At 32.9% G+C, this 13,271-nt stretch carries 14 protein-coding genes; 2 read left to right on the top strand and 12 right to left on the bottom strand.

Annotated features, from left to right (window positions below):
* Positions 1-6: 6 nt before the first annotated feature.
* Both EM932_RS03110 and EM932_RS03115 read right to left on the bottom strand, forming a co-directional pair.
* Positions 7-936: a mevalonate kinase family protein gene (locus EM932_RS03110; protein WP_135875392.1), complete on the bottom strand. Its 930-nt coding sequence runs from the start codon at positions 934-936 to the stop codon at positions 7-9.
* A gap of 28 nt (positions 937-964) precedes the next feature.
* The gene (locus EM932_RS03115) at positions 965-2,074 is read right to left on the bottom strand and encodes a diphosphomevalonate/mevalonate 3,5-bisphosphate decarboxylase family protein (RefSeq protein WP_135875393.1); all 1,110 of its coding nucleotides are present in this window, start codon (positions 2,072-2,074) and stop codon (positions 965-967) included.
* Between the two features lie 167 nt (positions 2,075-2,241).
* Between EM932_RS03115 and EM932_RS03120 the strand changes: the two genes are divergently transcribed.
* Positions 2,242-2,616 (top strand): hypothetical protein, encoded by a 375-nt coding sequence (locus tag EM932_RS03120; RefSeq protein WP_135875395.1) that lies wholly within the window; start codon positions 2,242-2,244, stop codon positions 2,614-2,616.
* Between the two features lie 160 nt (positions 2,617-2,776).
* Here EM932_RS03120 and EM932_RS03125 read toward each other — a convergent pair whose 3' ends face one another.
* The 4 genes from EM932_RS03125 to EM932_RS03140 all read right to left on the bottom strand — a co-directional run bounded on the left by EM932_RS03125 (position 2,777) and on the right by EM932_RS03140 (position 5,259).
* Positions 2,777-3,316, bottom strand: coding sequence for a DUF1697 domain-containing protein (locus tag EM932_RS03125; protein WP_135875397.1), 540 nt, complete (start codon positions 3,314-3,316; stop codon positions 2,777-2,779).
* Positions 3,317-3,589, bottom strand: coding sequence for a hypothetical protein (locus tag EM932_RS03130; RefSeq protein WP_135875399.1), 273 nt, complete (start codon positions 3,587-3,589; stop codon positions 3,317-3,319). It abuts the gene before it with no gap.
* Complete coding sequence (locus EM932_RS03135; RefSeq protein ID WP_135875401.1) at positions 3,579-3,824, bottom strand: hypothetical protein; 246 nt, start codon at positions 3,822-3,824, stop codon at positions 3,579-3,581. Before EM932_RS03135 ends, EM932_RS03130 begins: the two co-directional genes overlap by 11 nt.
* 223 nt (positions 3,825-4,047) lie before the next feature.
* Positions 4,048-5,259 (bottom strand): BaiN/RdsA family NAD(P)/FAD-dependent oxidoreductase, encoded by a 1,212-nt coding sequence (locus tag EM932_RS03140; RefSeq protein ID WP_135875403.1) that lies wholly within the window; start codon positions 5,257-5,259, stop codon positions 4,048-4,050.
* Positions 5,260-5,307: 48 nt separating this feature from the next.
* On the opposite strand from EM932_RS03140, the gene EM932_RS03145 reads away from it, so the two are divergent.
* On the top strand, positions 5,308-6,150 hold the full coding sequence (locus tag EM932_RS03145) for a hypothetical protein (RefSeq protein WP_246040867.1): 843 nt from the start codon (positions 5,308-5,310) through the stop codon (positions 6,148-6,150).
* A 159-nt stretch (positions 6,151-6,309) separates the two neighbouring features.
* Here EM932_RS03145 and EM932_RS03150 read toward each other — a convergent pair whose 3' ends face one another.
* From EM932_RS03150 to msrA, 6 genes are read right to left on the bottom strand one after another with little or no spacing between them, the layout of a single operon-like run.
* A complete protein-coding gene (locus EM932_RS03150; protein ID WP_135875404.1) occupies positions 6,310-10,014 on the bottom strand; it encodes a metallophosphoesterase in 3,705 nt (1,234 codons plus the stop codon).
* 45 nt (positions 10,015-10,059) lie between these two features.
* Entirely contained in the window at positions 10,060-11,283 is a 1,224-nt protein-coding gene (locus EM932_RS03155; RefSeq protein ID WP_135875406.1) for a bifunctional alpha/beta hydrolase/OsmC family protein, read from the bottom strand.
* An 11-nt stretch (positions 11,284-11,294) separates the two neighbouring features.
* On the bottom strand, positions 11,295-11,822 hold the full coding sequence (locus EM932_RS03160; RefSeq protein WP_135875408.1) for a peptide-methionine (S)-S-oxide reductase: 528 nt from the start codon (positions 11,820-11,822) through the stop codon (positions 11,295-11,297).
* Positions 11,812-12,066 carry a glutaredoxin family protein gene (locus EM932_RS03165; protein ID WP_135875410.1) on the bottom strand — a complete coding sequence of 85 codons (255 nt, stop codon included), beginning with the start codon at positions 12,064-12,066 and terminating at the stop codon, positions 11,812-11,814. Before EM932_RS03165 ends, EM932_RS03160 begins: the two co-directional genes overlap by 11 nt.
* Positions 12,067-12,558 (bottom strand): TlpA family protein disulfide reductase, encoded by a 492-nt coding sequence (locus EM932_RS03170; RefSeq protein WP_135875412.1) that lies wholly within the window; start codon positions 12,556-12,558, stop codon positions 12,067-12,069.
* Between the two features lie 23 nt (positions 12,559-12,581).
* A complete protein-coding gene (msrA, locus tag EM932_RS03175; RefSeq protein ID WP_135875414.1) occupies positions 12,582-13,121 on the bottom strand; it encodes a peptide-methionine (S)-S-oxide reductase MsrA in 540 nt (179 codons plus the stop codon).
* Positions 13,122-13,271 lie beyond the last annotated feature (150 nt).

Raw genomic sequence — 13,271 nt, forward strand, 5'->3', positions numbered from 1 at the left:
TGAAGTTTAGAAGTTATAAACGACTTCTAATTTATAGTCACTAAGTGCTTGCTTTGCTCTATCGATATCTTCGGTGAAACCTAGAATATAACCACCGCCACCAGAACCGCAAAGCTTTAAATAATATTCATTTGTTTCAATACCTTTTTTCCAAAGTTCATGAAATTGCTGCGGAATCATAGGCTTAAAATTGCTTAAAACTACTTTCGACAGGCTCTTTGTATTCTTAAATAACGATTTTATATTTCCATTTAAAAAATCATCAATACACGCGTCGGTATGTTTTATAAATTGATCTTTAAGCATATTACGGAAACCTTCTTGCTTCATATTCTCCATAAAAATACTCACCATAGGTGCCGTTTCTCCAATGATACCACTATCTAATAAAAACACCGCATTTTTACCTTCATTTTTTTGAGAAGGTATTCCCGTAGCTTCAATATTATCTTTAGAATTGATAAGGATTGGAATACTTAAATAACTATTTAACGGGTCCAATCCAGAAGATTTTCCATGGAAGAAAGACTCCATTGCTGAAAAAATTGCTTTTAATTTCAACAGCTTATCACGTGTTAAATTCTCTAGAACCGTGATTTTATTCTGAGCATATTTATCATAAATAGCCGCAACTAAAGCGCCACTACTTCCAACACCATAACCTTGAGGGATAGAAGAATCGAAATACATACCAGCGTTAACATGTTGTTTTATCAATGCTATATCAAACGTTACTAATTCAGAGTCAATATTCTCCAAATAATCAACAAAACGCTTTAAACTTTCATTTGATTCAATGGCTGTATCTGAAGGATTTTCATCAGTCTTTAAAGCACCATTATAGAAATTATAAGGGATGGACAACCCTTTAGAATCTTTAATGATTCCATACTCTCCAAAGAGTAATATTTTTGAGTAAAATAAGGGTCCTTTCATAAGTTACTTTTGATTTGGCTCTTCAAAATTACAATTGTTTTGCTCCAAATCCAATTTTATCGTTAATATACTGACCTTTTTGACAAAATGCAACTAATTCATTCTTAACAAATTCACAAACTTGTTCACATTCATTTTCAGGATACAAAAGATGTACATTGGCACCTGCATCCAGTGTAAAACAGACTTTTGAGTTTGTTGCTTGCCTAAATGACCAAATTTTATTTATAATTTCTAAGGTATTTGGTTTCATTAAAATAAAATACGGCATGCTAGTCATCATCATGGCATGAAGCGTTAATGCCTCACCTTCAACGATTTCTATAAAGGTGTCTAAATCGCCTTCTTTAAAGACCTCTATTAAATTTGATAAATTTTTATGAGCTTGTTTAAAGCGTTCTTGGGCAAACGGGTGACCGTACATTAAATTATGACCGACAGTACTGCTTACTTGTTTTTCTCCTTTATCAACCAACAAAATAGTGTCTTGGTAATTTTTAAAATTTTCATGTACTTTAAATGGATACTTTATACCAAATAAATCTGAACTCCCATCAATCTCGCTATGTTTTCCCCAAACTACTAAATCACCTTCCAAACTTCTACAGGCGCTTCCTGAGCCTAAACGCGCTAAAAAAGATGCTTTTTGAATGAAAAAATCGTCAGTTAAAGACCTTTCGGCTTTAATCAAAGTACCATAAGGCTCCATCAATAATTTCTCTATACTCATTAGGCACATAGTCAATGCACTCATACCACTTGCAGAAGAGGCTATACCCGAACTATGTGGAAACGTATTAGAGGTTTCAATCTTAAAATGGTAATTTCTTAAAAATGGTAAATAAACTTCAATTCGTTTAAAAAAGGTTTCAATTTTTGGTTTAAAATCATCTTTTTTATCACCATCTAAAAAAACATCGAAAGAGAAATCATCTTGGTTTTCTTTTTTAGTAAAACCCAAAGTTGTAGTTGTTTTACAATTATCGAGCGTAAAACTGACAGATGGATTCTCTGGAATTTGATGTTCTTTTTTACCCCAATATTTAATTAAAGCAATATTACTTGGTGATGACCATGTAAAACTTCCTTTTTCAATAGAATTTGTATAGGTTTTGGGGATAAATTGTACTTCTTGCATTCTATTTTAAATCCGCCGACAAAGTCTGTTTTAAACAGGCTTCTATAAATCGATCATTAATATTTGCAAAAATAGGAAATATCAAATTGGTCACCTATTTGTTAATTATAATTTGACGCAACCAAACAAACACTTTTGTATCTTCTAGTAAACCATGAAAATATACTATGAAAAAAATGATCCTCCTTTTTGCCTTTATTGGATTGATTTCGTCTTGCTCGAATGATGATGACAACACAAACAAAGACACCTTAAATGGAACTTGGAACCTAATAGATGTTACCTGCGAATGTAAGCCTGTCGATTTTCAGAAAGGGGAACATGTTTGGAATTTTGATTTATCTAATAATAAGATAAATGTTGTTAACAATCCTGATGAAAATTTACAAATTCTGGATACTGGAAGTTATGTTTTTTCACTAAAAGAAGGCAAGATAACTATTCTATCTGTTGAATATGATTACTATTTCAAAAATGGAAAACTGTTCTTATCTGATCATCCCGAAGTGGACGGTCCTTTAATGGAGTTCATAAGAAACTAAAGATTTTTTTGAAACCAATAATACTCTAGGCAACTATATAATATATAAACTGGTTTAATTTAACCATTGTGAAAAAATTCTTTATTTAGATTCCCGTTTTTCACGGGAATGACAATTTCAGCGGAAACCTCGACGCACAACATCAAGGAATTCTTTTCGATTAAGACGCATTTGAAGACAATTCTAAAAGCTTTAGCATCGTTTTATAATTTCTTGCTGTTGATGTTGTTTTTAGTTTACGTTCAAAAAAATTATTACTGTATTTAGCCTTTCCGTAACCTGTAGAGCAGTAAAAATAAATACAGTTATTCATTATAACGAACTCTTCATTTGGGTATGATAATTTTGCAGCTTCTTTTACTAAATCTTTATCTGGAATGGTATATAATAATGTAAAATAGCTATTTGTTTTTTTCTCTTCTGGAAATGGACAATCATCAAAGACCTTCTGCAAACCTTCTGGGGTTTTAATAAGAATCGGGACTTCAAAACCAAAATGCATTTTGATAGCCTCGTGTATTTTTAATTCCAATTTTTGAATGTCTTGTTCTAGTGATCTAAAAATCACATTCCCGCTTTGGATATAGGTCTGTACATTTTCTAATCCGGAATTAGTAAGTAGCTCTCGTAGCTCCACCATGGGGATTTTCTTTTGTCCGCTAACGTTAATACCTCTTAAAAGTGCGATGTATGTTTTCATTTAAAAATTTTGTTTTTGATTGAGAAATCTATAGACCAATATCCCATAAGGCTTTTTAACATAATGAATGGAATAATTAAAATTTTCTAAGGAAACAACCCGAATATTCTTGTAGCATACTTGAAAAGCTTCAGGATAATCAACAATTAAATGTAATTGTCTATCAACATCTAGCCAAAACTCGGCTTCTTTATTTTTAAACTCCATAAAACATTTGGCTTTATGAAATTCAATTCTTGCTTCCTCAGAAAACTCAATATATTTATTTGCCATATTGTGCTTTTATAGCCTCCCAAGATTGCGTCCTTAAAATTCCTTCATTATCCTTTTTAATCATATCGTCCATCATTGCTTTATAAGCTTCTGAAGGCTCAGCAAAGCGAGCTGCCGTATCTTCTAACATATATTCAATATAATTTTTAAGCGAACGCTTCTGGATTTTTGCCTGCTTTTCAAGAATTTCAATTGCTTTATCATCTAATTCTATTAATTTTTTTGTTTTTCCCATAATATATAAATTATATATATCTAATATATAAAATAAATACTGAATAGATATTTATTTTGACTAATCTTTTAGTTTTTAGAAAGCCATACAAATCATTTTTTACAATAAACCGATATCATGTTGAGTGAGGAACAATTGAAATATTACACCCTAATAGCTTTTATGTTATTCTGATTATGTGATTTCTCCTATCGTCGAAATGACTCGAAACTCAAAATAACAACTAACTAACAATCGATTTTGCTGCAATATAAGCTCCAGTCCAGGCATTCTGAAAATTAAACCCTCCTGTAATAGCATCTATATTTAAAATTTCACCAGCAAAGTATATACCTTCACAAAGTTTACTTTCGAAGGTTTTAAAATTAACTTCTTTTAAATCAATGCCTCCGGCAGTAACAAATTCTTCTTTAAAAGTACTTTTACCTGTCACTTTAAATACAGCCTCTGTTAGCTGCAATGCTAAAGCTTCCAGTTGTTGTTTGTTTATATCTGCCCAAGTCGTAGTCATTGAAATATGTGATGCTAATACTAACTGTTGCCATAACCTTTTAGGCAGTTCGTATTGCGTAAATTTAAATACGGTCTTTTTTGCGAACTCTTGTTTGAATTCCTTTAAATCGTCTAAACATTCTTTAAAGGCTAGTTTTATAAAATTGATTTTAATTTGAAACTTATAATCACATTTTGCCAATTCTAAAGCTCCAAATGCTGAAAGTTTTAAAATTGCTGGAGCACTCATTCCCACATGCGTAATGAGTAATGGACCTTCTGATTCTAAATGGCTATCAACAACTTTAATTTCTACATTTTGAGCCACAACCCCAGGGATATCTTTAATTCGAGTATCTTTGATATCGAAAGTAAAAAGTGAAGGAACTGGTTGTGAAATAGAATGTCCTAAGTCTTCCAAAAGATTCCATATTTTTGGATTGCTACCTGTTGCTATTAGTACTTTTTTTGAAGTAAATTGACCTTCTGTTGTTTCTAACTCCCATAAGTCTTGTTTCTTTTTAATAAATTTTACCGAATGATTGTATAAGACTTCTACACGATTTTCTTGCGCCTCCTTCAAAAAACAATCAATAATGGTTTGTGATGAGTTTGATTCTGGGAACATCCGACCATCCTCTTCAATTTTTAATGGGACGCCACGCTTTTCGAACCACTCCATGGTATCACCTGTCATAAACTGATGAAAAGGTCCTAATAATTCTTTTTCACCTCTTGGATAATTCTGCACTAATTCTGAAGGTATAAACTCTGCATGCGTTACATTACATCGGCCGCCTCCAGATATTTTAACCTTTTGAAGCCCCTCTTTTCCACGTTCTAAAATCGCTACTTTTAAACTAGGGTTTAACTCAGTAATAGTAATGGCTGCAAAAAAACCTGCTGCGCCTCCTCCAACAATAATAACGTCGTATGTCCTCATATCAAAAATTACTGCGTAAATTTAGCATTATAAATGATGGCAGCCTAAATGAATAAATTTCTTTTATCAGCAATACTATTAACAGCATCGTGTAACCCAGAAAATAAAAATGTGATTGCTGATTTACCTAAAGCACTACACGAAGTTTCCGGAACAGAAACAGTACCAAATTCAGATGTAATCTGGATGTTAAACGATGGTGGAAACGCTTCTAAAATTTATGGTTTAAATAGAAAAGGAGCTATTGTAAAAACATTAAAAATTAATGCAAAAAATCGTGATTGGGAAGATTTAACAGCAGACAAAGCTGGTAATCTTTATATAGGTGATTTTGGAAATAATATTAACGACCGTAAAAACCTGAGTATTTTAAAGGTGAATGCAAACGCTTTAAAAAGTTCGAAAAAAATTGATGTTGAACGGATCTCTTTTACATATTCAAACCAGAAAAAATTTCCTCCAAAAAAGAAAAAATTATATTTTGATTGTGAAGCATTCTTCTATTATAATGACAGCCTTTATTTGTTTACCAAAAGCCGTGTAAAAAACGATTTCGGCAAAACTCATTTATATAAAATCCCTGCTAAAAAAGGTAATCATATAGCAGAATTAGTTAGTACGTTTAGCTTCTGTGACGATTTACATTGTTGGGTGACCTCAGCAGATATAAGTGATGATGGCAAACAAATGGTTTTATTAACCCAAAAATCATTTTTGGTTTTTACCGATTTCAAGTCTGATGATTTCTTTAGCGGTACGCTTAAAACTTATGATTTTAAGAACATATCTCAAAAGGAAAGTATTTGTTTTAAAGATAAAAACACCATTTATATTACTGATGAAAAAGCACATGGAGACGGTGGGAACTTGTATGAATTTAAATTGGAATAACCTTTTATTTGTCTCCTCGAGCGCAGTCGAGAGGTTGTTAATTTTAAATAAACTAAATAAGTAGGTCTCGACTACGCTTGACCGGACACAACTTTCAATTAACGTATTAAATTTGGGCAAATCTGGAATAAGTTCTATACAAAAGTTCAGGATGATGAGTTAAAACCCAAAGCCCATTTTAAAAGCTAAACGCAGACCATCATCACTATTAAATGCCGATAGGTTTAGGGTAACCATATCTGCTGCATTAGCAAAAATACCACCACCAATAGACGTATTCCAATTATCTGAATGGTCATTTGGATTTAATAAAAAGTCATCATCAACCCAAATGCGTCCATAGTCTACTCCGCCATAAAATCCGATATTTAAAGGTAATAATCCTGTTTTTACTTTGCGTAAATTTAATCGAATATCGGTACTTTGTACAAAAGAACTTTTACCTGTAAATCGTTCGTTCCTATACCCTCTTAAACCATTATTAGCTCCAATATTAGCGCCTTGATAAAATTCAAATTCATCTCCAAAATTAATATGCCCTTTCAACTTTGTTGCTAACACTAATTGCCCGCTAGGTATTAACTTATAATCGAAGGCTATTTCCGGAATTAGATATGCAAAACCTTTAGATTCATCCAGATTATTTTTATATCCTGTTTGAAGTGCTATCATCATGCCTAATGTTGGAAATGCTTCATTATCGTAATTCTCATAATGATATTTAGCATCAATACCGTAATAGTCATTATCAATTTCTGTATTATCTCCAATAAATTGATCGTTTATAAACCGTCCTTCAGTTTCTTCTACTTCATAAGATTCATATAATAATCCAATTTTAAAACTAGCGCCTAAACGACCTCTCCAAACTAAAGATGGTGAAAATTTTAGAGTTTCCAATTTTACACGATTATAATCTAAACCCACATCTAAACCATCATTTTCGTCTGCTTCCGGGTTTGGTGTGTTATTACCGAATCCGAAAAAGTTAATAGCATAATTAGGGCTTGTAAATTGAGCCTGCAAATTTAAATTCATATTCCCAACAACTTTTGCAAATTCCCCGTTATATCCAAAATCAAATCCTTGTGTTGCAAAATAATAGGCTCCGGAAACAATGTGTTTAGATGTAAAAGGATTACGCATAAAACCGTAATTAGTTAAGGTATTAGAAAACCCTATTTTAAGTCCATCGTCTGGATTAGACCCTAAAGTAGGCATTAATTGATTGCTGCTGTTTTTCAGCTTTTTATAATCATAAACATTTGTTTCATAGTCATCTGTAAGTTGTTTTCGCCCTTTATTTGTAGCAAATGTGTTCTCTTTAGATTTGTAATCATAAATATTGACACGCTTACCGTTTTTGATATTATAAGTATCATTATTCTGGCCTCCTATCAATCGTATTTTTATAAGCTTATTACCTGTTCCAAAAATTTCGAATGTATCGTCATCATCTAATCCATAAATCCATATTTCTTTAGTGTTAATACAGGTATACATTCTTTGATGAAATACATCTGCTTTTTTCCCATCTTTAATTCTATAAGCTGTTACTTTAGTATTTCCCTGAGGCATACGTTCTATTTGAAACCAATCGTCTTTATCTGTGCCTTTAATAACGGCGAACTTACTAATATGATCGTAATATGTATCAGAAATCGTTTGTAGGTTAGAACGTCTTCCTTTAAGTTTACGCTTAATGTCTTTTATACTTTCCTTGCTAACTTCGGGTGGGAAATTTAAAAATGCTTTGTCAATTATGGCATCCGATAGATTCTCTACAATATACTTTACCTGAGCATCCCAAACACTTTTATCAGATTCATTGATTAAAGTCATATCTAAAGGGTAAGGTTCTAAATTGAACCATTTTGGGCTTTTTAATTCTTCTTCGTAACTCTGTAATAAACGTAACGAAGGTACTATAGTCGTTGCTAAACCAAGTAAAATACCGTCTGCCATAATAGAAAATGCTTGATCACGATCTCTTGGTACTGGGCGATACATTCTTTTATCTTCTTCTTTAAATTCTGCCCAACGCCATTGATCTTCGTGTCTATCCCAATCACCAATCAGCATATCAAATAAGCGTGCTCTTATGTAAGCGGCTTCATCTAAAACATGATCTTCGTCTTCTTTTAATTCCTTTAGTAAATCGTCTGTGCTTATGAGTTCATCCGAAAAACCAAAACTAGCTTTATCGCCATGACCAGAACTAGCACGTTCTTCAATCATATAAAGTTCGTTTCCAAACTCACTATTAAATTGACCTAGGGTCGATTGCTTTGGCACATAATAAAGCACTGGATTTGTATGGTAAACGCCAACGGCATCAGATAACGTTCCTATTGTAAAAGGCGCATAAGGGTGAGATCCTGTAAAAACATCGAGCAGAAGTCCTTCTGTATAAGAATCATTAAATTGGCCTTCTATAAATTGATCTTTAAATCCCACTGCTTGTATATATTGAATGGCATTTTTACGAAGTGCTCTCATAACATACTCCCTCCCCTTAGCATCTTTCAATCGTAAAGATTTTGATTGATGTCCACCTCCTTTTCTAACTGGGGTTAATCCACCAAAAAGAGTATCGAGTCTTACTGCAGGTGCTTTAACTTTGGTACTAAATTCATCTCGGTAGCGTTTACCCCAAAACATTTTATAAGCACCTCCTTTAGTGGTTTCTTCTTCAGAATAAACAGAGGCCACTACTTCTTTTTCAGTATTATCTTTGTAATCTTTAATCGTTTTTATTTCTTCTGCTTCTAAAACCTGTGTTTGAAACACAATAGTATTACCTTCTGCTGAATAAAAGCGAACATGGGATGAACCATCTTTAAACACATCTAGTCTTGCATACCCTTGAGTACTATAGGAAAATTGACCATTTCCCACATTACGAACGGCCATTTCTTTAGAGCCAGATCCGCTTACAATTTGAGGTAAATTATCTTGAACGATGTATTGTAAGTTATGATCGTGTCCAGATACAAAAACAACTTTATTATTTTCCTGAGATAATGTAATGATGCGTTTTCTAAATTCATTATACATCTTATTTTGCACATCTACAATCGTTACTCCTCCTGTTTTACGGATTAAGTTTTTAAGAGTCCCTAAAACAGGAATAGGTTTCATATGGCTTTTAAAAGAATACTGTCCGCCATGGGAACCATTAGTAAACATAGGATGATGTATAGCTACAATGGTTGTTTTTCCTCTTGCTTTCTTTATTTCACTTTCAAATTCATCAAAAAACTTGGTTCTGGTTTTTATTTCGCAATCATCGTTTATTGTCGGGTGCTTGTTCCAGTCTGTTAAATACCACTCCGAATCGACCACAATCATAACGATATCATCAGATATCTTTACTTTTTCAATAGGGCACCCATTTTCTGGTAGAAATGTATTCTTACCTAGTTTTTTTTCAACGTATTTTTCTTGTCTTTTAAGTCCTTTTAACCCATTGTTGTACCAATCATGGTTTCCTGGAATAAAAACCGTTTTCCCTTTAAAACCTTCTACTGCTGCTGTTTGAATATTTAGTTGATGTTCTGCAAATGCTCTCCCTTCATCTTCTTTTTTTGGTAAACCTTTTGGGTAGATATTATCTCCTAAAAAAAGTGCTGTGCTATTTTTTGAAGCTTTACTTAAGGCTTCCTTAAATGATTGTAGTGCTTTCGAAGATGTTCCTAAAGATGAATTACCAGCATCTCCAATTAAATAAAACGAATGCATAATTTCCTTATCTGGAAAAGAAGAATTTGTATTTGCAGTATTAAATTGTGGTTTATATGTAGCGCAAGCGCTGAATATAAACATGACGACTAAAGTTAGGACTATTCTATATTTAGTATCCATAATGAGGGTTTTATGAAGCATTAAAGGTAATAATTTAAATACCATTTAATCATTTACGATTGTTGTATTAAAAACGACTTCGCTGGCAATGGTTTTGTGCACCGGACATTTTGAAGCTATTTCTTTTAGGCGTTCTTTTTGTTTTTCATCTAAGTTGCCAACAAATTTCAGCTTTTTACTAATATGATCCAAGTAAGTCGGAGTTTCTATTTCTAGGCCTAAATCGTCACTATGCTTTCTGGAATGTGTTACATATACAAATACTTCTTGTAAATCCCATTGCTTACGCTGTGCATACATTTTCAAGGTCATAGCAGTACAAGCAACCAGACCTGCATTGAGATATTCATACGGAGAAGGTCCAAAATCATCACCTCCAACAGAACTAGGTTCATCTGCAATCATGGTATGCTTTTTAGTTTGAATAGAGGTTGTAAAATTATCTTCAACTAAATTTAAATGTCCTACTAATTGCTCACCTTTAGTTTCTAGCATTTTATTTTCTTTAAGTTCAAAATATCGCTGAACCCAAGTACCAATTACATTTCCTGCATATTTACTATCATTGGGGTTAGATAATAAATGATCTGCATCATCAAGCGTTACAAAACTTTTTGGGTGATGTGCATGATGGTATAACTGTTCTGCATTTTTAATACCCACAACGGTGTCTGTGGGCGCATGCAGAATTAATAATGGTTTCCGTAATGTCTTTACAATGGCAGGCAAATCTGTTTTATCAAAATCTTCTACAAAGTCTTTATTAATTTTAAAAGGACGTCCTCCAATATTAACTTCTACTTCACCCTTTGTTTTAACCTCATCAATACCATGAGAAAATAAATGGGTAACATGACCTACTGTTGCAGGTGCTCCAATGGTTGCTATGGCTTTAATATTATCCAATTGGGAAGCTGCCGACAATACAGCAGCTCCTCCTAACGAATGGCCAACTAATAGTGATGGTGCTTCATAATGAGTGTCCATATAATTACTTACGGCTATTAAATCCTCAACATTAGCAGAAAAATGACTTTCTGCAAACTCGCCTTCGCTTCTGCCCAAGCCTGTAAAATCGAATCTTACAACTCCAAAACCATGATTTGTTAATGCGCGACTAATATTTTTTACGGCACTTAATGAGCTAGTACATGTAAAACAGTGTGCAAAAATGGCAAAGTAATTTGGTTTTTGATTTGCTGGTAATTCTAAATATGCCTGAAGTTTTAAGCCTTTGTTATTTTGGATATTTAGTTTTGAACTTTTCATCTATAAAATCTTTATACTGTAGTCGTAACTAAATGTGCTACTTTACTTTGGTTAATTTGACAAGAAAATTTTTGCATTAAGTATTTTAACTTGGGGTCGATAAATGTTTTACAAAAAGGTTTATTAGGATTCTTTTGATAGTAATTTTGAATAGCTTCTCTTGAGGCTTTGAAGGACTGAAAAGGATATACTTTAGTGATTAACTTATACTCAAAATCTTTCTGAAAACTTTTAATAATATCTTCTGATTCCTTTTTTTGTTCTTCTGAAAATGCATAAACAGCAGACCTGTATTTACTTCGCATAGAGTGATTACTTGTACTTTTATGTGTATGCAAATGAATTTCAATAAGTGTTTTTAATGACATTTCATCCCTATTGAAATGTACAATGATAGCTTCTGAAAAGTTACTATTTTCTTCTACTGAAGCCACATAACCTTGCTCAACTTTCACGACCCCTTTTAACGATTGAAATACAGCTTCTGTACACCAATGGCAACCACCTCCCAGGGCTATTTTACTTAGTTTACTGTCCATGTAAATTTGCAATACGTTTGTTCAATTCTTTATCAGATGGATTTCTTAGTTTCTTTTTACCAATTGTTATTGTTGGAAAATTAAGTTTCCTATTTTCATATAAACCTCGCAATTCTTCAGTGAAAGCATCATTAGTTTCTACATCAAGAAACACGTAATTTAAATTACGTGTTTCAAAAAATGCCTTATAATATTGCGTTTTATGGCACCTAGCTGCACCATAAAGTTTAATGACTTTTTTCATTTAATCAATCGTTTTCAAAAAATTGATTGCTGCATCTGGATTCAAATGAAAATCTGAAAAGACTACATTATCATGTTTGTCAATAAAAATAAACCAAGGGGTTCCTCCTGTTTGATAGTTAGTCATCATATTTGATCGTGACTTGCCATCATCTCCCGCATCATGCCCAAATGGTATTTTTAAATCATACTTTTTCTGCGTTTCTAAAATTTTCTGATAGGTATTGTCATGATGGCCTTCAAAAACAGTTTGTATAGCCAAAAAAGTAATATTTGGACATTCTTTTAAAGCTTCTACCATTTTTTTAAGATCTGGTAATCCTTTACTATGACATCCTGGGCACCAACTTTGAAAACAGTATACTATTTTAAGTTTACCTTTAAAATCTGAAAGTTTTATGGCTTCCGTTTTATTCCCATTAGCGTCAATCCAATCATTGATATGGAATTCCGGAGCATTAAACACTTGTTCTTGCTCTGTATGACTTGACATTAAAATGGCCCTTTCTTTTTTAATTATTTTAATTTATCTGCATGAAGTTTACGCAGTTTTGCCAATTTAGGCGTAATTACAAAGCTACAATATCCTTGTTCCTGATTATTTCTATAGTAATCTTGATGATAGTCTTCTGCTTCATAAAACACATCTAAAGGGCTAATTTCTGTAACTACTGGATTTTCATAATAAGGAGCTACTTCTTTTAAAACAATCTCTGCAATGTCTTTTTGCTTTTCATTATGATAATAAATCACCGATCGGTATTGTGTGCCTTTATCTGCTCCTTGTCTGTTCAAAGTTGTGGGATCATGAGTTGTCATAAAAATAACTAATATCTCCTCATAAGAAATTACATGAGCATCAAATGTTACTTGAACGACTTCAGCATGTCCTGTTAAACCTGAGCAAATCTCACGATAAGTTGGATGTCCGGGGGCATCACCTCCTGAATATCCAGACACCACTTTTTCAACGCCTTTAACTTCTAGAAATACAGCTTCTGTACACCAAAAACAACCACCTCCAAATGTGGCTAACTGCATATTTTTATTTGTCATTCTTTATCCTTCCGTCTAAATATTTAGAAATTAAATGTCACGTTGAGCGCAGTCGAAACGATTTCAAGACGGATCTTAATCAACCCTTCGACTGCGCTCAGGGAGACAGTAGAACTATCATTTTCAATTACGCCTTTTCATCCGCTAGTT

Source organism: Flavivirga rizhaonensis (assembly GCF_004791695.1).
Classification (GTDB): domain Bacteria; phylum Bacteroidota; class Bacteroidia; order Flavobacteriales; family Flavobacteriaceae; genus Flavivirga; species Flavivirga rizhaonensis.

What these genes read in the sequence shown, in the direction of transcription:
- EM932_RS03150 (WP_135875404.1), bottom strand. Translation starts at nt 10,014, where the DNA reads ATGGATACTAAATATAGAATAGTCCTAACTTTAGTCGTCATGTTTATA.
- EM932_RS03155 (WP_135875406.1), bottom strand. Translation starts at nt 11,283, where the DNA reads ATGAAAAGTTCAAAACTAAATATCCAAAATAACAAAGGCTTAAAACTT.
- EM932_RS03135 (WP_135875401.1), bottom strand. Translation starts at nt 3,824, where the DNA reads ATGGGAAAAACAAAAAAATTAATAGAATTAGATGATAAAGCAATTGAA.
- EM932_RS03145 (WP_246040867.1), top strand. Translation starts at nt 5,308, where the DNA reads ATGAATAAATTTCTTTTATCAGCAATACTATTAACAGCATCGTGTAAC.
- EM932_RS03140 (WP_135875403.1), bottom strand. Translation starts at nt 5,259, where the DNA reads ATGAGGACATACGACGTTATTATTGTTGGAGGAGGCGCAGCAGGTTTT.
- EM932_RS03110 (WP_135875392.1), bottom strand. Translation starts at nt 936, where the DNA reads ATGAAAGGACCCTTATTTTACTCAAAAATATTACTCTTTGGAGAGTAT.
- EM932_RS03115 (WP_135875393.1), bottom strand. Translation starts at nt 2,074, where the DNA reads ATGCAAGAAGTACAATTTATCCCCAAAACCTATACAAATTCTATTGAA.
- msrA (WP_135875414.1), bottom strand. Translation starts at nt 13,121, where the DNA reads ATGACAAATAAAAATATGCAGTTAGCCACATTTGGAGGTGGTTGTTTT.
- EM932_RS03160 (WP_135875408.1), bottom strand. Translation starts at nt 11,822, where the DNA reads ATGGACAGTAAACTAAGTAAAATAGCCCTGGGAGGTGGTTGCCATTGG.
- EM932_RS03130 (WP_135875399.1), bottom strand. Translation starts at nt 3,589, where the DNA reads ATGGCAAATAAATATATTGAGTTTTCTGAGGAAGCAAGAATTGAATTT.
- EM932_RS03165 (WP_135875410.1), bottom strand. Translation starts at nt 12,066, where the DNA reads ATGAAAAAAGTCATTAAACTTTATGGTGCAGCTAGGTGCCATAAAACG.
- EM932_RS03125 (WP_135875397.1), bottom strand. Translation starts at nt 3,316, where the DNA reads ATGAAAACATACATCGCACTTTTAAGAGGTATTAACGTTAGCGGACAA.
- EM932_RS03120 (WP_135875395.1), top strand. Translation starts at nt 2,242, where the DNA reads ATGAAAAAAATGATCCTCCTTTTTGCCTTTATTGGATTGATTTCGTCT.
- EM932_RS03170 (WP_135875412.1), bottom strand. Translation starts at nt 12,558, where the DNA reads ATGTCAAGTCATACAGAGCAAGAACAAGTGTTTAATGCTCCGGAATTC.